Annotated in this window: 25 protein-coding genes; 11 read left to right on the top strand and 14 right to left on the bottom strand. The window is 62.6% G+C overall.

Annotated elements, in window-relative coordinates; all coding sequences use genetic code 11:
* Positions 1-74 precede the first annotated feature (74 nt).
* From tssH to tssB, 7 genes are all read right to left on the bottom strand, one after another.
* The gene (tssH, locus tag QCE73_RS22670) at positions 75-2,723 is read right to left on the bottom strand and encodes a type VI secretion system ATPase TssH (protein WP_309883666.1); all 2,649 of its coding nucleotides are present in this window, start codon (positions 2,721-2,723) and stop codon (positions 75-77) included.
* Between the two features lie 43 nt (positions 2,724-2,766).
* Complete coding sequence (gene tssG / locus QCE73_RS22665; RefSeq protein WP_035501268.1) at positions 2,767-3,750, bottom strand: type VI secretion system baseplate subunit TssG; 984 nt, start codon at positions 3,748-3,750, stop codon at positions 2,767-2,769.
* Positions 3,714-5,435, bottom strand: coding sequence for a type VI secretion system baseplate subunit TssF (gene tssF / locus QCE73_RS22660; RefSeq protein ID WP_035501267.1), 1,722 nt, complete (start codon positions 5,433-5,435; stop codon positions 3,714-3,716). Before tssF ends, tssG begins: the two co-directional genes overlap by 37 nt.
* A 51-nt stretch (positions 5,436-5,486) precedes the next feature.
* Positions 5,487-5,900: a type VI secretion system baseplate subunit TssE gene (gene tssE / locus QCE73_RS22655; RefSeq protein ID WP_309883665.1), complete on the bottom strand. Its 414-nt coding sequence runs from the start codon at positions 5,898-5,900 to the stop codon at positions 5,487-5,489.
* 23 nt (positions 5,901-5,923) lie between these two features.
* Positions 5,924-6,412, bottom strand: a complete 489-nt coding sequence (locus tag QCE73_RS22650) for an Hcp family type VI secretion system effector (RefSeq protein ID WP_014192977.1) — start codon at positions 6,410-6,412, stop codon at positions 5,924-5,926.
* Positions 6,413-6,608: 196 nt separating this feature from the next.
* On the bottom strand, positions 6,609-8,096 hold the full coding sequence (tssC, locus tag QCE73_RS22645; RefSeq protein ID WP_035501264.1) for a type VI secretion system contractile sheath large subunit: 1,488 nt from the start codon (positions 8,094-8,096) through the stop codon (positions 6,609-6,611).
* 1 nt (position 8,097) lies between these two features.
* Entirely contained in the window at positions 8,098-8,592 is a 495-nt protein-coding gene (gene tssB / locus QCE73_RS22640) for a type VI secretion system contractile sheath small subunit (protein ID WP_035501262.1), read from the bottom strand.
* A gap of 400 nt (positions 8,593-8,992) precedes the next feature.
* Here tssB and QCE73_RS22635 point away from each other — a divergent pair, with 400 nt between their 5' ends.
* The gene (locus QCE73_RS22635; RefSeq protein ID WP_035501261.1) at positions 8,993-9,337 is read left to right on the top strand and encodes an STAS domain-containing protein; all 345 of its coding nucleotides are present in this window, start codon (positions 8,993-8,995) and stop codon (positions 9,335-9,337) included.
* Between the two features lie 118 nt (positions 9,338-9,455).
* Positions 9,456-9,944 carry an Hcp family type VI secretion system effector gene (locus tag QCE73_RS22630; RefSeq protein WP_035501372.1) on the top strand — a complete coding sequence of 163 codons (489 nt, stop codon included), beginning with the start codon at positions 9,456-9,458 and terminating at the stop codon, positions 9,942-9,944.
* Between the two features lie 24 nt (positions 9,945-9,968).
* Here QCE73_RS22630 and QCE73_RS22625 read toward each other — a convergent pair whose 3' ends face one another.
* From QCE73_RS22625 to QCE73_RS22605, 5 genes are all read right to left on the bottom strand, one after another.
* A complete protein-coding gene (locus QCE73_RS22625; protein WP_309883664.1) occupies positions 9,969-10,823 on the bottom strand; it encodes a lipase family protein in 855 nt (284 codons plus the stop codon).
* Between the two features lie 141 nt (positions 10,824-10,964).
* Positions 10,965-11,300, bottom strand: coding sequence for an STAS domain-containing protein (locus QCE73_RS22620; protein ID WP_309883663.1), 336 nt, complete (start codon positions 11,298-11,300; stop codon positions 10,965-10,967).
* A 19-nt stretch (positions 11,301-11,319) separates the two neighbouring features.
* Positions 11,320-11,748: an ATP-binding protein gene (locus QCE73_RS22615; protein ID WP_035501257.1), complete on the bottom strand. Its 429-nt coding sequence runs from the start codon at positions 11,746-11,748 to the stop codon at positions 11,320-11,322.
* Positions 11,745-13,748, bottom strand: a complete 2,004-nt coding sequence (locus tag QCE73_RS22610; protein WP_309883662.1) for a SpoIIE family protein phosphatase — start codon at positions 13,746-13,748, stop codon at positions 11,745-11,747. The genes QCE73_RS22615 and QCE73_RS22610 overlap by 4 nt, the downstream gene beginning before the upstream one ends.
* 52 nt (positions 13,749-13,800) lie before the next feature.
* Positions 13,801-14,730, bottom strand: coding sequence for a hypothetical protein (locus tag QCE73_RS22605; protein WP_309883661.1), 930 nt, complete (start codon positions 14,728-14,730; stop codon positions 13,801-13,803).
* Positions 14,731-15,055: 325 nt separating this feature from the next.
* On the opposite strand from QCE73_RS22605, the gene QCE73_RS22600 reads away from it, so the two are divergent.
* The 7 genes from QCE73_RS22600 to QCE73_RS22570 all read left to right on the top strand — a co-directional run bounded on the left by QCE73_RS22600 (position 15,056) and on the right by QCE73_RS22570 (position 20,752).
* Positions 15,056-15,358 (top strand): hypothetical protein, encoded by a 303-nt coding sequence (locus QCE73_RS22600; RefSeq protein ID WP_309883660.1) that lies wholly within the window; start codon positions 15,056-15,058, stop codon positions 15,356-15,358.
* A 232-nt stretch (positions 15,359-15,590) separates the two neighbouring features.
* Entirely contained in the window at positions 15,591-16,466 is an 876-nt protein-coding gene (locus tag QCE73_RS22595) for a glycine betaine ABC transporter substrate-binding protein (RefSeq protein WP_309883659.1), read from the top strand.
* A gap of 134 nt (positions 16,467-16,600) precedes the next feature.
* Positions 16,601-17,965: an MFS transporter gene (locus tag QCE73_RS22590; RefSeq protein ID WP_309883658.1), complete on the top strand. Its 1,365-nt coding sequence runs from the start codon at positions 16,601-16,603 to the stop codon at positions 17,963-17,965.
* The gene (locus QCE73_RS22585; RefSeq protein ID WP_309883657.1) at positions 17,962-18,933 is read left to right on the top strand and encodes a dipeptidase; all 972 of its coding nucleotides are present in this window, start codon (positions 17,962-17,964) and stop codon (positions 18,931-18,933) included. Before QCE73_RS22590 ends, QCE73_RS22585 begins: the two co-directional genes overlap by 4 nt.
* Positions 18,934-19,019: 86 nt before the next feature.
* Positions 19,020-19,583, top strand: a complete 564-nt coding sequence (locus QCE73_RS22580) for a PAS and helix-turn-helix domain-containing protein (RefSeq protein ID WP_309883656.1) — start codon at positions 19,020-19,022, stop codon at positions 19,581-19,583.
* A 90-nt stretch (positions 19,584-19,673) separates the two neighbouring features.
* Positions 19,674-20,126, top strand: coding sequence for a GNAT family N-acetyltransferase (locus QCE73_RS22575; RefSeq protein WP_309883655.1), 453 nt, complete (start codon positions 19,674-19,676; stop codon positions 20,124-20,126).
* A gap of 8 nt (positions 20,127-20,134) precedes the next feature.
* On the top strand, positions 20,135-20,752 hold the full coding sequence (locus tag QCE73_RS22570) for an NAD(P)H-dependent oxidoreductase (protein WP_309883654.1): 618 nt from the start codon (positions 20,135-20,137) through the stop codon (positions 20,750-20,752).
* Here the strand turns inward: QCE73_RS22570 and QCE73_RS22565 are convergent.
* Positions 20,749-22,218, bottom strand: a complete 1,470-nt coding sequence (locus QCE73_RS22565) for a PLP-dependent aminotransferase family protein (protein WP_309883653.1) — start codon at positions 22,216-22,218, stop codon at positions 20,749-20,751. The two genes, QCE73_RS22570 and QCE73_RS22565, sit on opposite strands and share 4 nt — an antisense overlap.
* Positions 22,219-22,308: 90 nt before the next feature.
* On the opposite strand from QCE73_RS22565, the gene QCE73_RS22560 reads away from it, so the two are divergent.
* On the top strand, positions 22,309-23,058 hold the full coding sequence (locus tag QCE73_RS22560; RefSeq protein WP_309883652.1) for an SDR family oxidoreductase: 750 nt from the start codon (positions 22,309-22,311) through the stop codon (positions 23,056-23,058).
* Between the two features lie 15 nt (positions 23,059-23,073).
* Here the strand turns inward: QCE73_RS22560 and QCE73_RS22555 are convergent, their stop codons facing one another.
* On the bottom strand, positions 23,074-24,180 hold the full coding sequence (locus QCE73_RS22555; RefSeq protein WP_309883651.1) for a porin: 1,107 nt from the start codon (positions 24,178-24,180) through the stop codon (positions 23,074-23,076).
* A gap of 216 nt (positions 24,181-24,396) precedes the next feature.
* Here QCE73_RS22555 and QCE73_RS22550 point away from each other — a divergent pair, with 216 nt between their 5' ends.
* Complete coding sequence (locus QCE73_RS22550) at positions 24,397-26,205, top strand: glycosyl hydrolase family 28 protein (protein WP_309883650.1); 1,809 nt, start codon at positions 24,397-24,399, stop codon at positions 26,203-26,205.
* The last annotated feature ends 171 nt before the right edge of the window (positions 26,206-26,376 follow it).

The following is a 26,376-nucleotide window of genomic DNA, read 5'->3' as shown; positions in this document are numbered from 1 at the left end:
TCCGTACAGGTGATGCTCGTTATTCTTGCGGCGCTCGGTCACCGCATGATTTCAGCCGCGTTACGTTTGAAACGTCAGGCCGGCGCGCTGGGGAACGTCACGGCGAAATCGCCGCTCTCGTTCACGTCGAGCGCCACTTCCGGCAGCGCGACGCCCTCGCCCATGCGCGTGAGAATTTCCTGCGACATCATCGGCAGCACCGTGCCGCGCAGAATGAAATCGATGTTGCGCGCGCCCGTTTCGACTTCCGTGCAGCGCGCCGCGATCTGCGCGACCACCGCATCGGTATAGGTGAAACGCATCTTGTTGTTGTGCGCGACGCGTTTCACGATCTTGTCGAGCTTGAGGCGCACGATGCCCGCGAGTGCGTCGGTGGCGAGCGCGAAGTACGGAATCACGGTCATGCGCGCGAGCAGCGCGGGCTTGAAGTGATTCGACAGGATCGGCCGCACCGCGGAAAGCAGCGTCGCCGCATCGGGCTTGTCATCGCCCGCGGTCATTTCGGTGATGACATCGGTCGCGAGATTCGACGTGAGGAAGATCACCGTGTTCGAGAAGTCGATCTCCTTGCCCTCGCCGTCCGACAGCATGCCCTTGTCGAACACCTGATAGAACAGGTTCATCACGTCGAGATGCGCCTTTTCCACTTCGTCGAGCAGCACGACCGAATACGGACGCTGGCGCACCGCTTCGGTCAGCACGCCGCCCTCGCCATAACCGACGTATCCCGGCGGCGAGCCGATCAGGCGGCTCACGTTGTGCTTCTCCTGGAACTCGCTCATGTTGATGACGGTGGTCGATTTTTCGTCGCCGAACATGATGTCCGCCACCGACAGCGCCGTCTCCGTCTTGCCGACGCCCGACGGACCCGCGAGCAGGAACACGCCCATCGGCTGATCCGGGTCCTTCAGGCCCGACTTGGCGGTCTTCAGCACTTCGGCGATCTGCTCCATCGCATGGTCCTGGCCACGGATGCGCGCCTTCAGCGTGTCGGCCATGCGCATCACGCTCTGCGCCTGATCGCGCAGCATCTTGCCCGCCGGAATGCCGGTCCAGTCCGAGATCACGCGCGCGACCACGTCCGGATCGACATCGATATGAACCAGCGGCTGATCGCCCTGCGCCGCCTTGAACGCGTCGGCAGCGGAAGCGATGTCGCGTGACAGCGCCTCCAGCGTGTCGGCGGGCGCACCAGCCGCCTTCGCCTCGTGACGCGCCGTGCGCGCATCGAGCAGCGCGCGGGCGGCGTCGCGCTGGCGTTGCCAGAAGGCGCGGAGTTCTTCGGCTTGCGCGCCGAGCTTCGGCAATTCCTCGTCGATCTCGCGAAGACGCGCGAGGTCGACGGGCTGCTGGTTGTCCGCGTCGCGCTCCAGTCCGTTCTTCTCGCGCTGCAATGCCTGGATGCGGCGCTCCGTGTTCTCCAGCACGTCGGGCTTCGCGCTTTGCAGCACCTTCACGCGCGCGCAGGCCGTATCGAGCAGATCGACGGCCTTGTCCGGCAGTTGACGGCCCATGATGTAGCGGCTCGACAATTCGGCCGCCGCGACGATCGCGTCGTCGCGCAGCACGACCTTGTGCACGTCCTCGTACTTCTCCTTCAGACCGCGCAGGATCAGCACGGCGGTATCGAGATCGGGTTCGTCGAGCTTGACCAACTGGAAGCGCCGCGCGAGCGCCGCGTCCTTTTCGAAGTACTTCTTGTATTCGGCCCACGTCGTCGCGGCGATCGTGCGCAGCTCGCCGCGTGCGAGCGCCGGTTTCAGCAAATTGGCCGCGTCCGAAGTGCCCGCCTGACCGCCCGCGCCGATCAGCGTGTGCGCTTCGTCGATGAACAGGATGATCGGTTTCGCCGACGCCTTCACCTCGGTGATGACACCCTTCAGGCGATTCTCGAACTCGCCCTTCACGCTCGCGCCGGCTTGCAGCAGACCCATGTCGAGACCGAGGATCGTCACGTCCTTGAGCGAATCGGGCACGTCGCCTTCGACCACGCGCAGCGCCAGCCCTTCGACGACCGCCGTCTTGCCGACGCCCGGATCGCCGACGCAAATCGGATTGTTCTTGCGGCGTCGCGCGAGGATATCGACCATCTGGCGAATCTCGGCATCGCGGCCGAACACCGGATCGAGCTTGCCCGCGCGCGCCTTCTCGGTGAAGTTTTCGCAGAAGCGCGCGATCGCGCTGCCGTCGCCGCCGGCGGGCGCGGACGCATCGCCCGCGCTGTCACCGAGCGCCTCGCGCGTGCCCGCTTCGACGGAACCGCCGCACACCGCATCGAACGAACGGATCAGCGTTTCGCGATTCAGCGCGCGCAGCGGCGCGGCGTAGTCGCCGGTCGCGTAATAGGTCGGGCGCGCGAGGAACGCGAGCAGCACCGCGCCCGAGCGGATGCGCGGCTCCTGCAAGTCCACCGATGCGATCAGCCACGCGTCCTGCAGCAATTCGAGCAGCAGCGGCGAGAACGCGGGACGGCCGGCGTTGCCCGTCCTCATCTGTTCGAGCGACAGGTTGATCGAGCGTTGCACCAGCGCCGCCTCGACGTCGTGCTGGCGCAGCAGGAGCGCGATATCGGCCTGTTGATCGTCGAACAGCTTGACAAGCAGATGCTCGACCGTGATTTCGTAATGACCGCGCGACACGCACAACCCGACGCCATCTTCGAGCGCCTGTTTGCAAAAGCCGTTGAGGCGGCCCACCAGGGGCTTCAGTTCGACCAGCAGCATGTTAGTTTTCCTCTTAGTCTTTCCAGCAACGGCCAGCAGTGGTTTAAAGAGCGTAGTGAACCCGCGTCGGCAGCTTCGCCTCGCCGGGGTTGAGCCATGTATCGAAACCGAGCCGCGACCACGCGCCGCGACCCGTGCGCGCCGCGCCTGCTTCGTCATGGCGCAGTTGCAGCCCGACTTCCACGTCGAGCGGATCGGTCAGATAGAAACGCGTGAAAAAGCGCAGGCGCGCATGGGCGGTCCCGCCCGGCAGCATCTGATGAAAGAGCGCTTGCGGCACGTTCGCGAATTCGATGCGGATCGCGCTTTCGTAATCGTCGATCTCCGAGCCAAGCCATGCGTCCTCGCCCAGACAGCTTTGCTGCCGTCCGAGTTGCCAGCGCTGATCGGCGGGAATCGGCACCACGCGCAGCACGCCGCACACCACGTTCACATCGGCGGGGGCGAAGGCATCGGCGAGCAGGGTTTTAAGGCCCAGCGCCGAGCGCGGCCGCTGGTTGAACAGCCCCGCGTAACGGAGCAGTTCGGCGCTGCCCGGCAACAGATCGACGCGCAAATCCGGATCGTGCAGACCGACGAACGCATACAACTGATTGAGCGACGCCTCATGCCGATCCTCGACGATGCGCTGCTCGACGCGATACTTCGCCCATCCGTCGAAGAGCAGCGGATACAGCGCGTGATGCACGATATCGAGAAAATCGCGCGTGACGTGATGCCCTTCGCGCTCTTCCTCGAAGAGGTCTTCGGTGTAATACGTCGGCAGCGGCGACGCCACGCCGTACAGGCCGAAGAAGTTCGCCGTGATGCGATAGCCGCCTTCGGGCATCGCCTCGATGCGGTCGATGTCGTTCTCGGGAAAGCCGAGCCCGAGCCGCGGCCGCACCCGCAGGTTCTCCTGATTCAGACCCGTGTGACGGTCGTAAAGCCGCAGCAGCCGGATCGCCTGGAAGTAGGAATACTTCTCGCCGTTGGTGAGAAGCAGCGCCTTCACAGCATCGGTTGTTGTCCGAGTCTCGGCGGCCATTTGAAAACTTTCCCTGAGAGCGTGTCTTCGAGCTCGACGCGCGTATAGGAATTGATGCCGGCGTAATCGCCGAGAAATCGCTCGAGCATGCAACCGAACAGATACAGATCGCCGATCCCGGCGTAATGGTCCTCACGGCAACGGATACGGATCAACTGGCCGCGCTGCATGCCGCCACGGCCGACGAGCCGCGTTTCGCGCGTGACCGTCACATCGACGATGCCTTCGATGCGACGCCGGTTCGACAGCTCCTGGCCCTGCCGCCCGGCGAACACGTAAAGGCCGAGCAGCTTGCGCAGGTTGTCGGCGCTGGCGAGCGACAGCAGATTCAGCGACACGTGCGACAACAGGCACCACAGCAGTTCCTCGCCCGCGGGCGGGTCCTGCGCGGGCGTGATCGCGCGGATATTGGTGAAGCTCATCTGATCGGGCGACGAGCTGGTCGGCACGTTGATATCGCCCGGTTTCAGGCCTTCCGGCAACGCGCGGTTCGTACAGGTGACGCGGATCGACAGCGTCTCCGGCAGCGGCGTCTCCGACGGCGGATAGTTGAGCGACAGATACACGTCGCTGCCGCGCTCGACGTTCGCGCTTTTGAGCGTCGTGCGGTAGCTCAGTTGCGCGCCGCGCCCGTCGTGACGAAACATGCTGAACGGCTGATAGACGCGCTCCTGCGCGCGGCCCTGCTGATAGCCCAGCACCTGATCGACCGAATACACCTGATAGTGACGGCGATCGCGGCCTTCGGGAATCACGCGATATTCCGTCGCCCGGTGATCGTGCGTGATCGGGTCCGCGACATGCGCGAACACGTTGATCGCCGGGACCACGTTGAGCATGAAACTTTCGGCGTCGATCTCGGGCATCCAGTCGTGCAGCGCATCGAGCGTCATCACGATGCTGAAGCTCGTGCCGTTCGCGTTCGCGGTCCAGCGCCTGATGCCCGTGATGTCGATGAAGAGAAACTTTTCCGGCTGCGCGAAGAATTCCTGGATCGTGCGATAGCCGCTCGACGCGTGGCCCGGATAAGTCAGCAGGCCGGCGTCGAAGCCGCTCGTGCGCAGGCTTTTCGCGCCGAGCGAAAGGCGCTCGCCGCCGCTTGCGATACGCACGTCGGTGACGTGGTTCATCAACAGCAAGAGCAGCTTCGATGCATCGACATGGCCGCCGTTCAGGAAGAGACGAATCGAATCGCCGTTCCATTGCGCGATGCTCGCGCCACCGTCCATTTCAAAGTCGATCATCAGCACGGGCGCCGCGCCCGCGTGGCTCAGCAGATTGACTTCGGCGATGCGCAACGGCTCGACATCGAGATCCCAGGCGGTGCGAAAGCGGCACGACGTGCCATCCACCGGCACGGACGCGAGCTCGGTGCCCGCGGCCACGCGCGACGCCTGCGTGCGCGGACCTTTGGCGGCAAAGCCGATCAGCGTCGAGGCCGGAACGGGCCGCAGATAATGCGGAAACAGCAGATTCGTGAGTTCCTGAACGAACTCGGGAAACTGGTCGTCGAGCTTCTGGCGCGTGAGGCCCGTGAGAAACGCGACGCCTTCGAGCAGGCGCTCGACATCCGGATCGGCGGACGTGCCGGAGAGCATCGGCGCGATCGCCGGATTCGCGCGGGCGAATTCGGCGGCCAGGCCTTTCAGCTTGTTCAGCTCATCCTGATAGTATCGATTGAACATGCGTGACCGACTCGGCTGAATCCGGATAAAAAAGAGAGTGACGGCGTGAAATCAGTCGATGCTGACGCGCCCATTCGCGCCCACGGTCGTCGAGATGCGCAGCGGAATCTCACGGTCGTCCACTTCGAGCGAACCTTCGAGCGCGAAGCGGATCGACAGCACATCGGTTTCCTCGCGATTGAGCGTGACGCGCGGCGACTTGATGCGCGGCTCGTAGCGCAGGACCATGCGGCGAATCTCCTCTTCGATCTCGCGCGTGGAGCCCATCGCGGTGGTGCCGGCAAGGTTCGTGAAATCGGGCACGCCGAATTGCGGATCGATCTGCACGCTGCCTTGCCGCGTGTTGAGCAGCCGGCTCAGATGGCCCATCACGGAATCGACGAGCACATCCACCTGGGTCTCGTTGGTGCGCGCTTCACCCGCGCTCCAGCTCGCGATCCGTTCCAGCAGCCGGCGCTCTCTCACGATTGCTCCCGCTCAGATGCGAATCAGGACTTCGGCGCGAGCCACGAATCTTCGGCTTCGATGCCGTCCGGATCGAAGGTCCACGTGATCTTCTCGTACGTGAACGAGATATCTTCCATGTGACCCATCTGCTTGTTTTCCGGCGAGAGGCAGTTCGGCGTCCACGACTTCATGTTCGTCAGAATCGCGTTCGACAGCTTCACGGTGTAGTACTTCTCTTCCGTGCCCTTCGGCGAGATGCGGTAGAACTCGAGCGTGACGTTCTTCATCTGCTCGCCCGAGGTCAGCGCCTGGAACAGCTTCGGCGACGACTTGTCGATTTCCTTCGTGAGCGTCATCGGCAGATGGACGCGCTTGCCGGTCGGCAGACCCGTTTGCGGGCTCTTCGGAATTTCGATGGTGTGATCGACGGCCTGGACGAGAATCTTTCCTTCATGACCCTGAACCTTGGTCGAGCCTTCGATCTTGCCCTGGTTCTGGCCTTCGAGAGTGAGGTAGCACGGCATCGGCATGATAATTCCCCTGTTGGGTAGCAAACTGTGTTTGGGTTTCGGTTGTTTCGCCGGGACCTCGCGGCCCCGGCGTTTCGCTCAGCTCTTGTGTGCTGCGCATGTTTCACATGTTGCAGGAGGCCCGTTACCGGTCGGTTTCAGTTCTCCCGCGTTGCGTTACAGATGAAACACGGCGCGCTTTCCAGCGATGTGCCGCTTACTTCTTGTCCAGCTTGCCGACCAGGGACAACGTGAACGACGCGCCCATGTACTTGAAGTGCGGACGCACCTTCAGATCCACGCGATACCAGCCCGGATCGCCTTCAACATCGGCCACGACGATTTCCGCCTGACGCAGCGGACGACGGCTGCGCACGCCTTCGGCGGGGTTGTCCATGTCCGCGACGTACTGGCGAATCCACGTGTTGAGTTCGCTTTCCAGATCGACGCGCTCTTTCCACGTGCCGATGTTCTCGCGCTGGATCACCTTGATGTAATGCGCGAGACGGCTCACGACGAACATGTACGGCAGTTGCGTGCTGAGCTTGTAGTTCAGCTCGGCTTCCTTGCCTTCCTTGGTGTTGCCGAAGAACTTCGGCTTTTGCGCCGAGTTCGCCGAGAAGAACGCGGCGTTGTCGCTGTTCTTGCGCATCGTCAGCGCGATGAAGCCCTGCTCCGCAAGCTCGAACTCGCGGCGCTCGGAGATGAGTACCTCGGTCGGGATCTTGTTCTGCAGCTCGCCCATCGACTCGTACGTGTACACCGGCAGGTCGCCCACCGTGCCGCCGCCCTGCGGTCCGATCACGTTGGCGCACCAGCGGTAATCGGCGAAGCTCGACGTCAGGCGCGACGCGAATGCGAACGCCGCGTTGCCCCACAGGAACTGGCTGTTGCCGCCCGAGACATCTTCCTTGTAGTTGAACTTCTTGGCCGGCACCGTATCCGCGCCGTACGGCACGCGCAGCAGGAAGTGCGGTAGCGTGAGACCGACGTAGCGCGCGTCTTCGGATTCGCGGAACGCATTCCACTTGACGAACTGCGGGCCTTCGAAAATCGACGAGAGATCCTTCAGGTTCGGCAACTGATCATAGGTATCGACGCCGAAGAAATGCGGACCCGCCGCGGCGATGAACGGCGCATGGCTCATCGCCGATACGCTCGCCACGTTCTGCAGCAGCTTCACGTCCTGCGTGCCCGGACCGAACTCGTAGTTCGCGACGATCGCGCCGAACGGCTGGCCGCCGAACTGGCCGTATTCAGCCGTATAGAGATTCTTGTAGAGACCCGACTTGGTGATGTCCGCCGCGTCCTCGAAGTCTTCGAGCAGCTTGCCCTTGCTTACGCTCAGCAACTGAATCTTGACGTTCTCGCGGAAATTCGTGCGGTCCACGAGGAACTTGAGCGAGCGCCATGCCGACTCCATCTTCTGGAAGTCGGCGTGATGCAGGATCGCATCGACCTGCGCGCACAGCTTCTGGTCGAGGTCGGCGATCATGCTGTCGACCGTCGCCTGCGTGATGCGCTCGACTGCGTTCTGCGGCTCCAGCAGTTGCGAGATGAACGCCTGGATGCCCTGACGCGTGATCGAATAGGCTTCGTCGCCCGGCTTGATGCGCGCCGACTCGATCAGGGAATCGAGCAGCGAGAGACTTGCGTCGGACTCGGGTGCGGCTGTCGCTGTCTGTTGCTTTTCCATGTCGCTCATGTCACTTTTCCTCGATGCCGAGTTCGCTCATCAGACGCGCGCGCACGCCTTCGTCTTCGATCAGTTCCTGAACGCGCTTGCGGAAATCCGGAATGTTGCCGAGCGGGCCCTTCAGCGCCTTGAGCGCGTCGCGCAAGGCGATCATCTGGCGCAACTCGGGCACTTTCTCGACGATCGCATCCGGCGAGAAATCGTCGACGGACTCGAACTTCAGGTTCATCGCGATCTGCGCTTCCGGATCGGCGTTCGCGTCGAGGCGGTTCGGCACCGCGAGATCGAGCGAGAGCTTCTGCCCCTTGAGCACTTCGTTGAAGTTGTCCTTGTCGACGTTGACCGGCTTCATGTCTTCGATCGGCGTATCGTCGTCGCGCAAAGTGAAGTCGCCGAGCACGAGCAATTTCAGCGGCAATTCGACTTCCGCCTTGGCATCTCCGGTGGCCGGACGATACACAATATTGACCCGCTCCTTAGGAGCGACTGAACCGTCAGATGCCATGCCTACCCCCTAACCCAATACCAAAAGTGTTGATGAAATATTCGAGCCGCTTTGAACAGCGTCAGCACGATCGTGCGCGAATGCCGTCGCCGCTCATTCATTGCATGCTGCTGGCGACACGGAACGATCTCACGGCGTATAGCGGGTCATTGCCGCAAAGAGAACCGGATTCCGGGCTCTTTTCGCGCATTGGGCGCATGGCCTGCGTGCTACGCTGAACTTCCTGTCGCTCAGGGCATTAACGACCGCGCTTTCGGATTCTTGAAGCTGTTTTTAGGGCGGCCGGAATGCGGCAATGCGCTTCACCTATCCATAAGGTTCTTTTGATTTCTGCCGTTAATGCTTCGAGAACTTCCGAAGCCAGGCGGACAGCGGCATCGCCATTGCGTGAGAGACCATTGTGGCAAACCAGTATGAAGTCCAGGGCGACGTGCTCATCGTGAGCCTCGAAGGCGCGCTGAACAGCACGAACTCGGCGCAGGTCGAGGCCGAAATCCAGCGCCGTCTCGATCAGGGCACCAACCAGGTCTTGTTCGATCTGAGCGCGCTCGGCTATATCTCCAGCGCGGGATTGCGCGTCGTGCTCATCGCCGCGAAGCGCCTCAAACAATCCGCGGGACGGCTCGTCCTGTGCGGTATGCACGACCAGATCCGCGAAGTATTCGAAGTCAGCGGATTTCTCAACATTCTCAACGTCACCGACACCCGCGCGTCCGCGCTCGGGCGCTTCAACGAGGTGGCGTGAGCCTCATGTTTCGTTTGTAACCTGAGCCCGTTTTTCTGAAACGCGGCCGTAACGGCGCGCGCCGAGAATTCATCCCATGCGCAGAACGAACTGCGCCAAACAACCGGAGAAAAAAATCATGCCGATGCCGTGCTACCTCTCACTCGAAGGCCAGAATCAAGGCAAGATCGAAGGCTCGACCAAGGTTCAGGGTCACGAAGGAAAGATCCTCGTTCAGGCTGTCGATCACACCATCGAAATTCCGAAGAGCCCGCAAACGGGCCTGCCGACCGGCAAGCGCGTGCACCAGGCGATGACGCTCACGAAGGAAATCGACAAGTCCTCGCCGAAGCTGTATCAGGCGCTGACGTCCGGCGAGCAGATGAAGGACGTGTCGCTGGAGTTCTATCGCATTTCGCCGAAGGGCACGGAAGAGAAGTACTACACCGTGAAGCTGTCGAATGCGATTCTGACCAACATGAAGTCGTGGACGCCGAACTGCTTGTCGCCGGACAACAAGCAGATGGGCCACATGGAAGACGTGTCGTTCACGTACGAGAAGATCACGTGGACGTATGAGCCGGACGGCATCGAAGCCGAAGACTCCTGGCTCGCGCCGAAGTCCTGACGCGTTGCGGCGCTCGTCGGCTTATCAAGGAATGAGGCTGCGGATATAGTTTATCGGCGCATGGTCGGCGAGATCCCGGATCATGACGTTGCCCTTCCTCCACGCATACTCGCGAAGATAAGCGATGCGCGCCGCCTCGCGGTCGGCCTGCACGAACGACGGCTCGGGCGCAGTGTGCAGCGTGCCGTCGGCGTCGATGAACGTCATCGGTCCCGCATGAATGTATCCGCCCAGTTCGGGAGGCAATTCGGTGACGAGGTCGCAGCAATCGACGAATCGCGTGATGGCGACGTCGGCCAGCGTCGCGGCGAAGTCCGCATTCCCGACTCGCGGCGATCCGAACGTGATGAGCTCATCGGCGCGGCATACGCTCGCGGCCAGCGTCGCAATCGCGGCGCCAAGACTATGGCCCGTGAGCACGAGCCGCTTTCTCGCGTTCTTCGTCTCATCCAGCCATTGCAGCACGGTGGGAAGAATACTTCTCGTGGCGGCAGCGAAGCCATCGTGAACCCGCCCGGCGGTTTCGTTCCAGGGCGTCAGGCTCGCTTCGAGATCGACCGCGATGTCCGTGAGTTCCGCAGGTTCCGTTCCGCGAAACGACACGATCGCGAGGCCGTCTGCTTCGCGGAGCGCGCCGAAACCCTGAGTACCGGTATCCCGTTCATTGAACGGCTTGGGTTCGCCGAATCGCACCTTCGAGAGTGCCTGCCGTAGCCGGTCGAGTTCAAGTGGGGAGTCTTCGGAATGGACATAGGCGAGTCGTGCGAATTCCGCAGCGAGCGCCGAAACCTTGTACTCGGCACGATCATCGAAGATCGTGTCATCGTTTTGCGGCGAGTACAGGGCAACACGTCTTGCATCGTATGCAATCGTCGGCATGTGCATCTCCCGCGGCATCGGAACGCTTCAGAATAGGCGGCGCTCACACGATACGAAACCAGAACCGGCGAGGCTGTGTGGCATAGCAGACAGAGATCGCCGATTGCTTCGGATGGCTTATCGCAATGCAACACCGAATCGTCACGCCGTCAGCGCGGCCATTGCGGCGGCGCGATCCGGAACAATGCGGAACAGCGAGTCGAAGCCGATCACCTGAAACACTTCATGAACCTGCGGCAAGAGTCCCGTCAGCACCAGTTCATGCCCCGTGCTGCGCGCGCTCTTCGCGGCCTTCAGCAAGACGCGCAGTCCGGCCGAACTGACGTATTGCACGTCGCTCATATCGAGCAGCACGCGCGGCGTCGCCTGCACACGCTCGGGCAACACGTCTTCGAGTTGCCGGGAGGTCGTGCTGTCGATGCGTCCATCCACGGCGATGATGAGTACTTCGCCTTCATGCGTTTCGTTGATATTCATCGGTTTCCTCGGTAGATCTTCAAGCGTCCGGCTTCGCGGCGATGCGCTTGCGAAAGCTCAGGCAGTTCAATTCTTCACGACGCTCATAAGCCACGCGATCCATCATCTTGCGCACGAGATAGACGCCGAGCCCGCCGATCGCGCGATCGTCGAGTTCGCTCGTCACATCGGGATCGGGCAGCTTCAGCGGATCGAAGGCCACGCCGTCGTCGATGACTTCGGCATGCACTTCGTCCGCGCCGATCGTCACGTGAACGCGGATCGCGCCGTGCGCCGAACCGTATGCCGCGATGTTCGAGATGACTTCGTCGAAGGCCATCGCGAAGCTCTGGAACAGCGCGGGCGGCAGGCCACGCGCATCGAAGAGCGTCTGCAAGCGATTCACCAGCGCATCGATGTCGGGCGCTTTCGGATCCAGTTGCGTGTCGAGCGTGTCGGTCGCGTTCATGCTGTCTTCGACCCGGAAGCCCCGTAGTGAACCGCAAGGCAGGTGATGTCGTCGGATTGCGGCGCGCCGTCGGCGAACTGACTGACGCTGTCGAAGAGTCGCTTGAGCAGCACTTCGACATCCGCGCCATTGGAGCCCGCGAGATGCCGCGCGAGACGCAGTTCGCCGTATTCCTCGTCGGCGGGATTGAACGCCTCGGTGACGCCGTCGGTATAGAGCAGCAGCGTCGAACCGGCTTCGAGATGCGCGCGCCCTTCCTTGAACGGCGTGCCTTCGATGACGCCCAGCGCCATGCCGCCCGTGCCCGGCAATTGCGACACCTCGCCGTCCGGACCGATCAGATAAGGCGGATTATGCCCGCCGTTCGCGTATTCGAGTTCGCCCGTCGCCGTATCGAGGATGCCGTAGAAGAGCGTCACGAACATCGTCGCTTCATTGTCCTGCGCGAGCAGATCGTTGGCGAGCGCGAGACACGCGCCCGGGCTCGCGGCGCTCGGCGCGATCGCGCGCAGCAGCGTGCGCGCCACCGCCATGAACAATGCGGCGGGCACGCCCTTGCCCGACACATCGGCGATCACCATGCCGATCTTCTGATCGGACAGCCAGAAGTAATCGTAGAAGTCGCCGCCGACCTCCCGCGCCGGAATCATGCGCGCGAACATCTGCAAGTCGGGCCGCGATGGAAAGCGCGTCGGCACGATCGATTGCTGCATGCGCCGCGCGACGTCGAGTTCCTGCTGGATCGACACGAGCTTCGTATGCGCGTTGAACACGTTCTGGATCGTGAGGAACCACGGACGCCATGCCTGCGGAATATCCGGAATCGACTTGACGGAGCCGCGGTCTTCGTCCTGGATATAGCGCACCAGCTTCTGCGCGGGCACGATCGCATCCCGGTACGTCATCCGGCTCGCGATCATGAGCATCAGCGTCAGGCTCAGCACGAGCACCAGCACGCTCGGCACGCCGGTTTCCAGCGCCACGCGCTGAAGGTTCCAGCGCGGCAGCAGCAGCACGAGGCGAAACGGCGCATGCCGGATGCCGACCGCTTCGATGTAATAGCCGTCGCGGATCGAAAGACGCCCGTCTGCATCGTTCAGCACGCTTTGCAGGTCGCTACGCAATGACGGCGGAAAGGCTTCCTCGGCCGATCGCACCTGCTGTGCGCCGTCGCGCACCAGTTCCGGGTCCGCGAGCAACTGCCCGCGATCGTTGACGATGAACATGCGGCCCAGTCCCGGCGGCCAGGTGCGCACGAACTGGTTGAGCCAGCCGAGCGTCAGATCGAGCGAGACCGAACCGCGAAACTGGCCCGCATCGAACACGCCCGCCGATGCGGTGACCATCACGCCCTTGCCGGCTTCATCGACATAAACGGGCGTCCACACGACGGCGTGATCGGGATCGGCGGCCGTTTGCACTTCCGTGAAAAATTCCTTTTGCTTGAGCGAGTCCGCGTAGAAGAAGTCTTTCGACGCGACCCACGGATAGATATTGATGAAGCGTCGCGCGGACGTGTAGTAGACCCACGTCGCGCCCGGCAGGTTGGCCATGATCGTCTTGAACGTGCCGTTCAGGCTCAGCGCCATCTCGAGCTCGCGATCGAGCGCGGGCGTGCGCGCACCGACGAGGCCCGTGAGATTGCCGGCATCGGCGGCGGTCCACGGTGCAGGCAACGCGTCGAGCTGGATGCTGTCCGTCTCCTTGCCCGGCCGCAGCGCGGCGAGCAACGGCGAATCGGCTGCGCCTCGCGGATGCAGGCGCAACCATGTCTCGCCCTGAATGCGCATCGAGTTGACGGCGTCGGTGCTGCTTCGCACGAGCGCATCGAGCGCGATCGCCTGTTCCTGCATGCGCTGACTGACGCTCGATGTCTGCGCCGCGAGCGTCATCGTGTATTGCAGATAAACCAGCGCGCACGCGACGATGAGCACGCCCACGAACGCGATGCGCATCACACGGTTGTAGCGGGCGAACAGGGCCGCCGTCAGATCGGACATACGCTCTTTCGTTTAACGTTGATGCGGATTGTGGTCACGTCGAATCTCCCGTTCAGGCCGCGACGCTGCCCGCGCGTGCTTCGCGCGTGCCGGCGTAGCCGAGCTGTTCGAGGCGCTTTTGCAGCACGCCGGAACTCGTCAACTGAAGGATTTCGGAGAAGACCATGCGGGTCATCGATTTCGGATCGACGATGCGCGCGCCCTGCTCCGCCTTCAATACGCCGATGACCTCGCGATAATCCTCGATGCCCGCGACCATGATGTCGAACCAGCTCAGCCACGCGGAGGCGATCGTCGGGTCCTGCTGCAACTCCTTGCACAGCCGTCCGATGCGCGTCGCCTGATCGAGCAGGATCACGTCGATCTCGTGCTCGTCCGAGCCGAGGCGCTCACGCAAATCGACGTCCCAGCGAATGCTGATCTCCGGAAGAAAGATATAGCGCAGCCCCTGCACGATGCCGATCCGGCTGTGCACCGAGGGAATCATCGTGAAGCCGTCGATGGCCCAGCCTTCACCGGGAAACTCGACGATCTGGCGCACCAGCTCGACCGTATCCGCGATGCGCCGTGGCTCGCGGAACATCACGGTGAGACCGGGCCGCGCGTTGTCGGTCCATTCGCCGGGCGGCAGCACGCGTCCGACGAAGGCATCGGTCTGCGCGGCGGCATCGGCGAGCGAGAACACGGCGGCGGCGAGCGCGGCCGCATCGAAGCCGATTGCCGCCTTCACTTCGAGACCGACCGAGAGTTCCTGGCTCGATCCATAACGCCCGAGCACGGGGCGCAGCACGATGTCCCGCACGCGCTCGTCGTCGCTCAGCAACGTGACGAGCGGATGCACGAACGCCTTGAAGCGCGCGCCGACCGGATACACGCGCGATGCCGGAATCGTCGTCGCGCCATGACCGCGCAGACGCGCGAGCCCGCCGGCCGAAGCCTGCTGCGTGAGGCCCACGAAGTAATGATCCACAGCGTCGGCCATCGCCGTTCCTTGTTTTTGCTTTGAGTTCGAAATTACGTCGGAAAGTGTATCGATGGCCGGCGCGGACAAAAGCCCGAGAAGAGCGCCAAAGAGGCGACTATTCGTGGCTTTGCCGCGACCCGCGCGAGCGTGGCCGACAGCCTTGCAAATGGCCGGCTTTACGAGGGATCTGGAACACTGCTGAAATCTTGCGGGAAGGCGCGGGAAAGGTCGGCACGCGATTGCGCGCGACGCATTCATGCGGAAGTTGCGCGGTGGCATTCCCGTTCAATCCGCGCGTGCTGATTCGTTCTTCCGGATGAGTCTGTCGTTCCGGGTGAGCGCGATGGGTCACGATCTTTACACCGATATCCTGACGGGCATGTTCCTCTTCTGGAACGGCGCTCGCGTGCTGACCTACGTTCCCACGATCGTCAGACTCGTCTGCACGCGGACCGACGCGCGAAGTCATAGCCTCCTGACCTGGCTATGCTGGGTGCTGAGCAACGGGACATTCGCGCTGATGCTGCTCGAACGAAACGACGGGGTACCTGAAGCGATGTTCTGGCTCAACGTCGGCAATACGACGATGTGTCTGATCGTTTGCGCAATCATCTTTTGCAAGCAGCACAGGGTGGATGCGCGCTGACATAGACGCTCGCTGCTTAGCAAAACATCGACCCGCTCTTCTACATGTAAACCCTCTCGCACACCATGCCGTGCAAATGATTCGATGCGCCCGGCGAATCGAAGAACATTGACGGCGGGTTAATGCGCCCGAATACTGCCGACTGGAGGGCGTCGCTTGCAGCGATGCGTATTCGTCAGGAGACTTTAGCGCACCGGTCTTCATCAAACCAACCCGATACAAGGAACGTAGAATGAAGAATGCCTTGTCCGTACGCTTCGTCATGAAGGCTGCCGCCGCCGTGTCCGCAGTCACGTTCGCCATGTCCGCGCATTCCGCGGAGCCGCTCAAGATCACGCTGACCAACTGGGCCGATACCCAGGCGGTCGTCTACACCGCGAAGTACGTTCTGGAAACCAAGCTGCAACAGCCCGTCACGCTGGTCAACGCGGATATCGGCATTCAGTTTCAGGGCCTCGCCCGGGGCGATGTGGATCTGATGCTGGGCGCCTGGCTTCCGGTCACGCACGCGGCTTACTTCGCCCGCTACAAGAACGACATCGAGGATCTGGGCACCATCTACTCGGGGGCGAAGATCGGATGGGCGGTTCCGGACTACGTGCCCGAGAGCGAGGTGGCCTCGATCGCCGATCTCAACAAGCCCGATGTCAAGGCGAAGCTGAACAGCACGATTCAGGGCATCGAGCCGGGTGCGGGCGAGATGGTCGCCTCGGAGAAAGCGCTCAAGGAGTACGACCTCGCCGGTTATAACCTTGTCCGTGCGAGCGAGGCCGGCATGCTGACGGCGGTCTCGCGTGCTTATCCGGCGAAGAACTGGATCGTCGCGACGGTCTGGAGCCCGCACTGGCTGTGGCAGAAGTACAAGATGCGCTATCTGAAGGACCCCAAAGGCGTATTGGGCGGCGACGAGCAGATTCACGGCTTCGGATCGAAGCAGTTCGCGCAGAAATTTCCTCGCGCCAATGTCTTCGTCCGGCACTTCAAGCTGACGCTCGCGGATGTCGAAGCGATCGAACTCGACGGCAATGCCACGAACGACTGGAACGTGGCGGCGAAGAAGTTCGTCGATGCGCATCCGGAGAAAGTGCAGGCATGGCTCCAGCAATAAGCGTCCGGCCGCGCCGACGGTGGCGCGGTCAACCGATTACCTAGGTAATTGACACGTATGGACCTAAGTAATTTGAGCGCTTACGCTCTTTTTCAACTCGGAAAGATTCCGACAAGAGAAAGGGGTCAAGCGCCATGCCGAATCAAGCAGCCCAAGAGGTCGATACCAAAACGCTCAGACGCGTCATAGCCGCGGCTTCCATCGGCAACTTCGTCGAATGGTTCGATTTCGCCGCGTATGGATTTCTCGCGACCATCCTGACTCGCGAGTTCTTTCCGAGCGGCGACCCGACGGTCGGGCTTCTGAAGACCTTCGCGGTCTTTGCGGTGGCCTTCGCGTTCCGGCCGCTGGGCGGCCTCTTCTTCGGCGTCGTCGGCGACCGGATCGGCCGCAAGCGGACCCTCGCTTTCACCATCCTGATGATGGCGGGCGCCACGACGCTGATCGGGCTGCTGCCGACTTACGCGAGCATCGGCTACTGGGCGCCGCTGCTGCTCACGATCATCCGCTGCGTGCAAGGTTTCTCCGCCGGCGGCGAATATGCGGGCGCCTGCGCCTATGTGATGGAACATGCGCCGCGCCGCCGTCGCGCGTTCTTCGGCAGCTTCGTCCCGGTTTCGACGTTCTCGTCGTTCGCGTGCGCGGCGGTCGTCGCTTATGCGCTGGAGTCCTCGCTGTCGCCCGCGGCGATGGTCGACTGGGGCTGGCGCATCCCGTTTCTGATCGCGGCTCCGGTCGGTCTCATCGGCGTCTATCTGCGCGTGAATCTGCATGAAACGCCCGCATTCAAGGCGCTCGAAGGCAACAAGGACGTCGCTCACGCGCCCTTGATGGAAACGCTGCATTCGCAGTCCGGGAACATCCTGCGACTCGGCGCGTTCGTCTCGGTCACGGCGCTGTCCTTCTATACATTCACCACGTATTTCGCGACCTATATGCAGGTCGCCGGGCACTTGTCCCGCGGAACCTCGCTGCTCGTGACCGTGCTCGCACTCTTCTTCGCCGCGGCGCTGTGCCCGCTGGCCGGCCTTTTCTCCGACCGCGTCGGCCGCCGCGCGACCATCGCGAGCACCTGCATCTTCATCATCGTCTCGGTCTATCCCGCCTTCACGCTCGGCGGATCGGGCGAACTGTCGCGGTCATTGCTCGGCGTTGCGCTGCTCGCCGTGGGCGCCGTGCTGTCGGGCGTGGTGACGGCTCCGCTGCTGTCGGAAGTATTCGCCACCAAGACCCGATACACCGCATCGGCCATCACCTACAACCTCGCGTACACGATCTTCGGCGGCACCGCGCCGCTCGTCGCGACGTGGCTGATCTCCGCGACGGGAACGAACCTCTCGCCGGCGTATTACCTGATCGCCGTGTCGATCTTCGCGATGATCGGCGGGCTCTCGTTGCGCGAGACATCGAAAACCGCGCTCGAGGAAGCAGGCCATGCAAGCGCAGGCGCAAGCACTGCGGCACGCTCAACCACGATACCGAAAGGATCGACGCAATGAGTAGCCTTCACGATTCGAGCATCATCATCGACGGACTGAACATCTCGAAGTTCGAGCGCTCCGTATTCGAGGACATGAGGAAAGGCGGTGTCACGGCGGTGAACTGCACCGTGTCGGTGTGGGACGACTTCCAGAAGACCATCGACAACATCGCGGAAATGAAGCAGCAGATCCGCGAGTACAGCGAGATTCTCACGCTCGTGCGCACCACCGACGATATCCTGCGCGCAAAGAAAGAGAACAAGACCGGCATCATCTTCGGCTTTCAGAACTCGTATGCGTTCGAGGATAACCTGGGTTATATCGAGGTATTCAAGGAACTCGGCGTCAACGTGGTTCAGCTTTGCTATAACACGCAGAATCTCGTCGGCACTGGCTCTTATGAACCCGATGGCGGCTTGTCGGGGTATGGCCGCGAAGTGATTCAGGAGATGAATCGTGTCGGCATCATGGTGGATCTTTCGCATGTCGGCGCGAAGACTTCTTCGGATGCGATCGCCTGCTCGAAAAAGCCTGTCACTTACTCGCACTGCTGTCCTTCAGGTTTGAAAGAGCATCCGCGCAACAAGACGGACGAGCAGTTGAGAGAGATTGCCGATGCGAACGGCTTCGTCGGCGTGACGATGTTCATGCCGTTCCTGAGAAGAGGCGCGGACGCGACCGTAGACGATTATCTCGAAGCGATCGAATACACGATCGATCTGATCGGCGAAGACAAGGTCGGCATCGGCACCGACTTCACGCAAGGCTACAGCACCGAATTCTTCGACTGGATCACGCACGACAAGGGCCGCTATCGCCGTCTGACGGACTTCGGCAAGGTCGTGAATCCGGAAGGCATTCGCACGATCGGCGAATTCCCGAATCTCACCGCTGCGATGGAGAAGGCGGGCTGGAGCGAATCGCGCATAAAGAAAGTAATGGGCGAAAACTGGCTGCGTGTATTCGGCGAAGTGTGGAACGTGTGATTCGCGTCGGCATCAATTCTGTGCGAAAAGTTATCTGACCTCCAGTGTTACGATAACTTTTCGCCAGACGCGGCAAGCTTCCCGATATGACCGACCCGACGCCCAAACTCGACTACGAGGATTTGTTCCGGCATTTGCCCGTTGCCGTCATCGTTGCGAGAGAGCGGGTCATGGTGGACTGCAATTCGAGAGCGCTGGAACTCTTCAGGGCGACGCGCGACGACATCATCGATCAGTCGTTCTCGAAGCTCTATCCGCAGCGCAAGGACTTTTCCACCACCGGCCGCCGTCTCGCGCCGCTGCTCGCCAAGCATGAGTTCTTCAGCGACGACCGCATCATGCGGCGCATCGACGGGACGCATTTCTGGGTCACCGTCTGCGGCTTCGGATATAACCCGGAGCGGCCTTTCGAGCTTGCGATCTGGACCTTCACGGACCTGTCGCAGGGCACGAAGCAATCCGATAACGCGAGCATGTTGACCGAACGTGAGCGCGACGTCGCCGCTCTGCTCGTTCACGGCATGACAAGCAAGGAGATCGGCAAGGAGCTGAACATCAGTCCGCGCACGGTCGACATACATCGCGCGAGCCTGCTGCGCAAATACGGCGCGCGAGCGACGCAAGACCTGATCGCGCGGCTGCTGGCGTGAATGGATGGCCTAGTCGAAAGCTCGATTCTTGGCCCTTCAGCCTGGGTCATCACGCGGATATCGTAGGTGTCACACACATGGAGAACATGCATGGACACCTCGATCGCCTTTCGGCATCTCGACACGCCCGATGACTGGACGCGCGCCTTCGACGTCATGAAGGAACTGCGCCCGCATCTCACCGACGCGCACGCGTTCGCCGCGCAAATGCGCCGTCAACGCGAGGAAAGTTATCGCCTGCTCGCCGCATGCGACGAAGACGGCGCGATCCTCGGTCTCGCCGGCTATCGAACGCAAACGAACACGCTGTACGGGCGTTTCGTCTATCTCGACGATCTCGTGGTCACGGCGCGGCTGCAACGCAGCGGCATCGGCGCGCTATTGCTCGGCAAGGTCCGCGAGATCGCGCTTCATTCGGGCTGCGCGCATTTCGTGCTCGATACCGGCCTGCAAAGGGCGCTCGCGCAGCGCTTCTACTTTCGCAACGGCCTGCTCGCCAAGGGCATGCACTTCGTCGAGACGCTCGCCGGCAACGGCAAGTAGGCCGCGCGATGAAAGTGCTCTTCATCAACGCGAGCCCGCACGGCGACGCGAGCAACGGTTATCGGCTCGCGCTGGAGATGATCGAGATGTTGCAGAAGACCGCGCGCGTGGAAATCGTCGGCCGCGATCTCGCCGCGAAGCCGTTGCCGCCCGTCACGCGGGACTATGCGCGCGCGGTCACCTCGCGTCATCCGGACACGAGCGCGTTCGACATATCCGAGCAACTGGTCCGCGAGATCGAAACCACGGATGCGCTCATCATCAACACGCCGATGCACAACTTCACCGTGCCCGCCGCGCTGAAGCTGTGGATCGACTACGTGCTGCGCATTCATCGCACATTCGCGGCCACGCCCGAAGGCAAGGTCGGCCTGATGCGCGACCGGCCCGCGTTCGTGATCGTCGGATCGGGCGGCATTCATAGCGGCGAGCACGCGCGTCAGCCGGATTTCCTCACGCCGTATCTACGTTACGCGCTCGGTTCGATCGGCTTGCGAAGCCTGCACTTTCTCCTGCTGCAAGGACTCGTGCGCGGCGATGAAGCCGTGGCCGAAGCGCTGCAAAGCGCGCGCGATGAGATCGCGCGGCACGCGTTCTTCGCTTCGGACGACGCCATCACGCTCTAACCGTCGTAGGCACGTCGAAGCATGCGCGCGAGCCGCGTTGCTTCGGCGGCATCGGCGACATTCGCGAAGCCGACGACGATCCCGCGCAACGTATGCTTCGTGCGCCCGTTCAGATACCACGCCGACAGCGCCAGCACCGCGAGCCCGGCTTCGCGCGCGCGTGCGGCCATCGCCAAGTCGTCGATGGGACCAGCGCGTCCCTTGCGGAAGAGCGCGACGAGATGCATGCCGCCGGTCGGCAGGTCGATGGTCACGTCATCGCCGAACGCCTTCAGAATCGCGTTCGCGAGCAGCGCGCGCCGCTCGGCGTACAGCGCGCGCATACGCTTCAGATGCCGCGCGAAATGCCCTTGCGCGATGAAGTCAGCCACCGCCGCCTGCAACAAATAGGGCGATCCCGCATTCATGCTCTTCGTGAGCTGCCCGAAGCGCGCGACGGCCCGCTCGGGCGCCACCACATAAGATAGGCGCAAGCCTGGAAACAGCACCTTGCTGAACGTGCCGCAATAGATCACGCGATCGTCGCGGTCGAGGCTTTTCAGCGCGGGCAGCGGACGGCCGACATAGCGAAACTCGCTGTCGTAATCGTCCTCGACGATCCAGCTCCCCGCACGGCTCGCCCAGTCGAGCAGCTTCATGCGTCGCGAAAGCGTCAGCGCGACCCCGAGCGGACTGTGATGCGACGGCGTGACGAACGCGAAGCGTGCATCGGCATCGAGCGCGATACCTGCATCGACGTCGAGCCCTTCGTGATCGATCGGCACCGGCACGAGCCGCACGCCTGCTTCGACGAGAAAGTTACGCGCGGCCAGATAGCCCGGCTCTTCGAACCACGCGCGGTCTTCGGGCTTCGCGAGACTGCGCAGGATGAGTTCGAGCGTCGAGCGATAGCCGTTCGTCACGAACACCTGCTCCGGCACGCACTCCACACCGCGCGAGAGGCCGAGATATGTCGCGATGCGCTCGCGCAACGGCCGATAACCGGAAGGATCGGGATACGTGAGTGCGGCGAGATCCCCGCTGCGCGCCCGGTACGCGACGAGCCTGCTCCATACCTTGCGCGGAAACGCATCGAGCGCGGGCAGGCCGGGACGCAAGGGCTTCGCATCGTTGCCGATATCGGCGGCGGGCTCGACGCGTCTAATACGCGGCGCGTCCGCGCGCTCGCGGCTCTTGCGCGTGGCGGATCGCGTTACCGCGCCCGGCAGTGACGACGACACGAACGTGCCCGCCGCGCCGCGCATCTGCAAGTAACCTTCATCGACAAGGATGTTATAGGCCATCTCGACGGTGCCGCGCGCCGTATTCAGTTGCGTCGCGAGGCCGCGCAACGCGGGCACCCGATCTCCCGGCTTCAGATGACCCGCCGCGATCGCGGCCTTGAAGCGCTCGCAAATCTGCAGATAAATCGGCGATGCTTCGTGCCGGTCGATTTCGATCGTCAGTGCATTTCTGGTTTGCGGCATGGCCTAGTCCAATCGATGATTCTTGTCCCTTTCTGCTAAGCCATCATTCTCACACAATGACTTCACTTTCACTTGACCGAGAGGTGCATCATGAAGATCGTCGTCATTGGCGGTTCGGGTTTGATCGGCGCGAAAACCGTCGCGATTCTGCGTGCGAAGGGTCACGAGGCGATCGCCGCGTCGCCGCGCAACGGCGTGGATTCGGTGACCGGCGCAGGATTGAATGAAGCGCTTCGCGGCGCGCAAGTCGTGATCGATGTATCGAACGCGCCTTCATGGGCGCCCGACGACGTGATGGCGTTCTTCCGCACGTCCACCACGAATCTCGTGAAGGCCGAAGCCGCGGCGGGCGTGCAGCATCATGTCGCGCTGTCGGTCGTCGGCACGGACCGCATGCCGGACAACGGCTATTTCCGCGCGAAGGTCGCACAGGAGCAGTCGATCGCGGAATCGGGCGTGCCGTATTCCATCATTCGCGCGACGCAGTTCATGGAGTTCCTCGGCGGCATCGCCGATGCGGGCACGCAGGATGGCCGCGTGCATCTCTCGACAGGACAGTTCCAGCCGATCGCGGCGGATGACGTCGCGGCCATCGTCGCCGATGTCGCGCTCGCGGCGCCGTCGAACGGCATTGTCGATATCGCTGGGCCGGAGCGTGCGCCGCTGCACCGGATCGTGGGTCAGTATCTGAAGGCTCAGGGCGATGCGCGCGAGATCGTCGTCGATCCGAAAGCGACGTACTTCGGCGGCACGATCGTCGAGGACTCGCTCGTGCCGACCGGCGTTGCGCGCCGTGGAAGCATCGCGCTCGCGGACTGGCTGAAGCAGGCGCGAGCGTAATCGGCGCAACGCGTTTCAAAACACGTGCATCATCCCGATGTACGCGCCGGTCTGCGACTCGCCCGCCATCGGACTCGTGCTGGGTTCGGCGTCGCGCGGTGTCGCGAAGACCGAGAACGTGCCGTTCGCGCTGTTGCGCACGTATGCGACCGTGCCGTACAGGAAGGTGCGCTTGGTGAAGTTGTAGGTCGTGCCGAGCGCGTAGAGCATCGCGTGGCTCGCGGGATCGTGCGCTGCATCGCCCGCGCCCTGGCCCACGTGAATATAGAAGCCCGCCGCGGTGACGGCCCACGCGGGCGTGGCCTGATACGTCGCGCCGAGCCAGTAGTGATCGGCGCTATCGGCCACGCCCGCGGGAGAATCCGGCGCGGCGTAGTGCGTGTAGGCGGCCTGCACCTTCCACTTGTCCACCTTCAGGTTCGCGCCGACGAAGTACTCGCGCGACGCCTGAAAAATATTGTCGAGCTTGCCGTCCTGGCTGCGCAGTTCGTCGTAGATGCCGCGCACGTCGAGCACCGGAGAGTGATACGTCAGCATGATGCCTTCGGAGCGGCCGAACTCGCCCTGCGCGCCCGAATTGAACGCGCCCGGCTGATTGCCGAACGCATATTGACCTTGCACGTCGAAGCCATGAAACACGGGGCTGTGGTACTCGACGTTATTGCTCGTCTGCTGCCAGTTGCGCCCGCGCACCAGCGACGCCGACGATACCGCCTGCTGCACGAAGGGATCGAATTCCCACACGCCGTCGCTGTCGATGAAGAGATTGCGGCCCGCCTGCAACTGGCCCCACGTCTTCGAGTTCAGTCCGACATAGGCGCGGCGCGACCACAGGCGTCCGCCGCCGGTGGTGCCGTTCATGATCTGAATGGCTGTTTCGAGGTCGAAGACCGCGCTCAGGCCCGCGCCGAGATTTTCGTTGCCCTTGAGGCCCCACATGCTGGTGCCCCAGTCGCCGCCTTCGGCGCTCCATCGCGAGGCGCTGCCGCCCTTGCCGTCCGCGATGTGATTCAGATATTCGATGCCGCCATCGATACGCCCGTACATCGTGACGGTCGTTTGCGCCCATGCGCCCGAAGTGACGAGAAGAAGGCCTGCCGCTTTCCAGAGACGAACTTTCATGGCCGACTGAACTCCATGTTGGCCCTGCCCGGTTGAGAGAAAACGATTGGCTGCACCTTAGCACCATCCGATGAAGTCGGCACAAATCGGTGCCGCATCGGTTGTCGAAATGGCTTAAGGGCGAACACCAAGTATCGGCATTTTCATTCGGATGCCTAATATTCGAACGATGTCATACGACATCGACGATTCGATCGCTTTCAAGAGGCTGACTAATTGAACAAGAACCCCGCTCTTTCCGCGCTGGCCCGAACCGGCATCGCCTGGCTCACCGCCGCTTCGATCGCATTGACGCTCAACGCTTGCGGCGACGGCGCCGATGCGTCACCCGCGTCGGTACAGAAGTCCGATGCGCCCTCGGGATTTCCGGTCGGTACGACGACCTACGATCCCGCGTTGCCGCCCGAACCCGCGCTGCCACTCGCGCCGCAGATCTGCGCGACCTTGCCCGCCACGCTGACGGCGCAAGCGAACGGCCTTCTGCCCGATAGCGCCGACGCCGCCGATACCGCCCCGGACACCGCGCGCATCCAGACGGCGCTCGACGCGTGCAAGAACCCATCGAGCACCGGTCTCGCGACCAACAAGGCCGTGCGGCTCGTGACAGGCCCGAACGGCGCGAACGCGTTCATCGCCGGGGCGCTGAATCTGCCGGGCGGCGTGACGCTCTGGATCGACACGGGCGTCACGCTGTTCGCCTCGCGCGATCCGCGCCAGTACGACAAGGTCAAGGGCACGGCGAGTTGCGGCATCATCACGCCGAGCGACAACGGCTGTCTCGCGCTCATCAACGCGAGCAAGATCGCGAACGGCGCGGTGGTCGGCGATGGCGTCATCGATGGACGCGGCGGCAGTCCGCTGATCAGCAGCGTCGCGAACGATCCGAATCTGATGAAGCGCCCCGACGGCAACGGCACGATGAGCTGGTGGGATATCGGCTGGATGGCGAACAAGGTGCTGAACCAGGCGCAGAACAATCCGCGCCTCATCCAGATCAGCAATGGCCGCAACTTCACGCTGTATCGCGTGACGCTGCAGAACGCACCCAAGTTTCACGTCGTGCCGAGCGGCGTCGAAGGTTTCACGGCGTGGGGCGTCAAGATCTACACGCCGAGCGCCGCCTATGAAGCGATGACAAACTATCTCGGCATGCCCTACAGCCCGGATACGGCGAAGAACACCGACGGCATCGATCCCGGCAGCTCCGGCCCGATCACGAGCAATCCCGGCAATCCGGGCAAGCTGACGGGCGATGCGAGCAACATGCTGATCGCGTACACGTCGATCCGCACCGGCGACGACAACATGGCGATCAAGGGCGGCACCGGCACGACAAACGGCCGCACGTACGGCATCACCGTCGCGCATAGCCGCTTCTATTCCGGGCACGGCATGTCGATTGGCAGCGAGACGGCGGGCACGGACAACGGCGCGGCGAATCCGGACGTCGCGCCGGTGAACGGCATCCTGCCGAGCCTGAGCAATGTCAACGTCTACGATCTCGTGATCGATGGCGCCGACAACGGCCTGCGCATCAAGTCGGACTGGAGCCGCGGCGGGCTGGTGTCGAACATCCGTTATTCGAACGTGTGCATCCGCATGCCGCAGTCGTCGTCGGACGGTGCGCCGCAAGCGCTGATCTTCTCGCCGTACTACAGCGCGACGAAGAACGGCGCGCTCTATCCGAGCTTCCAGAATATCGCGCTCGATGGCGTGCGCATCGTCAATGCGTCGAGTTTTACGTTCCAGGGCTTCAATTCCGCGAGCCCGGTTTTGCAGGGTGCGGCCGGCGGGCCGAATCCGCCCGTCGTCAATCCGTTGACGATCTCGCTGAATAACGTCATCGCCGATGTCGCGCCGTCGAGCTTCACGGTCGCGGATGCGCTCGTCAGCATCGGCGATGGCGGCACGTCGCTGCCCTTCGCGGCGGGCAGCGGCGTGAGCGTCACGCGCGCCGCCGCCGGCCCGGCGAGCGCCGCGCCGGTCGATTGCGGCAAGGCGTTCGTGCCGTTCCCCGGCCAATAGGTCAGCGGTTCGAGGCCTTCCTCCAGCGGGTTTTAAGCGCTCCGCGTAAAGAAACGTTCACTCGTGCCGATAACCTGAATCAGAAGGCGCCGGACAATCGATCGTTCGGGCCTTTCGACATCCAAGACGAGTGTCCCGCAGCCGCACCGCGCGGGCCGACAACATCGGGCA

It is taken from the genome of Caballeronia sp. LZ029, from assembly GCF_031451275.1.
Classification (GTDB): domain Bacteria; phylum Pseudomonadota; class Gammaproteobacteria; order Burkholderiales; family Burkholderiaceae; genus Caballeronia; species Caballeronia jiangsuensis.
The sequence above is the reverse complement of the archived record's forward strand: the minus strand, read 5'-3'. Positions and strand labels throughout refer to the sequence as shown.

Excerpts from the sequence above, each read along its gene's own strand:
- tssH (WP_309883666.1), bottom strand. The coding sequence starts at position 2,723 with ATGCTGCTGGTCGAACTGAAGCCCCTGGTGGGCCGCCTCAACGGCTTT.
- tssG (WP_035501268.1), bottom strand. The coding sequence starts at position 3,750 with ATGGCCGCCGAGACTCGGACAACAACCGATGCTGTGAAGGCGCTGCTT.
- tssF (WP_035501267.1), bottom strand. The coding sequence starts at position 5,435 with ATGTTCAATCGATACTATCAGGATGAGCTGAACAAGCTGAAAGGCCTG.
- QCE73_RS22650 (WP_014192977.1), bottom strand. The coding sequence starts at position 6,412 with ATGCCGATGCCGTGCTACCTCACTCTCGAAGGCCAGAACCAGGGCAAG.
- tssC (WP_035501264.1), bottom strand. The coding sequence starts at position 8,096 with ATGAGCGACATGGAAAAGCAACAGACAGCGACAGCCGCACCCGAGTCC.
- tssB (WP_035501262.1), bottom strand. The coding sequence starts at position 8,592 with ATGGCATCTGACGGTTCAGTCGCTCCTAAGGAGCGGGTCAATATTGTG.
- QCE73_RS22630 (WP_035501372.1), top strand. The coding sequence starts at position 9,456 with ATGCCGATGCCGTGCTACCTCTCACTCGAAGGCCAGAATCAAGGCAAG.
- QCE73_RS22625 (WP_309883664.1), bottom strand. The coding sequence starts at position 10,823 with ATGCCGACGATTGCATACGATGCAAGACGTGTTGCCCTGTACTCGCCG.
- QCE73_RS22620 (WP_309883663.1), bottom strand. The coding sequence starts at position 11,300 with ATGAATATCAACGAAACGCATGAAGGCGAAGTACTCATCATCGCCGTG.
- QCE73_RS22615 (WP_035501257.1), bottom strand. The coding sequence starts at position 11,748 with ATGAACGCGACCGACACGCTCGACACGCAACTGGATCCGAAAGCGCCC.
- QCE73_RS22610 (WP_309883662.1), bottom strand. The coding sequence starts at position 13,748 with ATGTCCGATCTGACGGCGGCCCTGTTCGCCCGCTACAACCGTGTGATG.
- QCE73_RS22605 (WP_309883661.1), bottom strand. The coding sequence starts at position 14,730 with ATGGCCGACGCTGTGGATCATTACTTCGTGGGCCTCACGCAGCAGGCT.
- QCE73_RS22600 (WP_309883660.1), top strand. The coding sequence starts at position 15,056 with ATGGGTCACGATCTTTACACCGATATCCTGACGGGCATGTTCCTCTTC.
- QCE73_RS22595 (WP_309883659.1), top strand. The coding sequence starts at position 15,591 with ATGAAGAATGCCTTGTCCGTACGCTTCGTCATGAAGGCTGCCGCCGCC.
- QCE73_RS22590 (WP_309883658.1), top strand. The coding sequence starts at position 16,601 with ATGCCGAATCAAGCAGCCCAAGAGGTCGATACCAAAACGCTCAGACGC.
- QCE73_RS22585 (WP_309883657.1), top strand. The coding sequence starts at position 17,962 with ATGAGTAGCCTTCACGATTCGAGCATCATCATCGACGGACTGAACATC.
- QCE73_RS22580 (WP_309883656.1), top strand. The coding sequence starts at position 19,020 with ATGACCGACCCGACGCCCAAACTCGACTACGAGGATTTGTTCCGGCAT.
- QCE73_RS22575 (WP_309883655.1), top strand. The coding sequence starts at position 19,674 with ATGGACACCTCGATCGCCTTTCGGCATCTCGACACGCCCGATGACTGG.
- QCE73_RS22570 (WP_309883654.1), top strand. The coding sequence starts at position 20,135 with ATGAAAGTGCTCTTCATCAACGCGAGCCCGCACGGCGACGCGAGCAAC.
- QCE73_RS22565 (WP_309883653.1), bottom strand. The coding sequence starts at position 22,218 with ATGCCGCAAACCAGAAATGCACTGACGATCGAAATCGACCGGCACGAA.
- QCE73_RS22560 (WP_309883652.1), top strand. The coding sequence starts at position 22,309 with ATGAAGATCGTCGTCATTGGCGGTTCGGGTTTGATCGGCGCGAAAACC.
- QCE73_RS22555 (WP_309883651.1), bottom strand. The coding sequence starts at position 24,180 with ATGAAAGTTCGTCTCTGGAAAGCGGCAGGCCTTCTTCTCGTCACTTCG.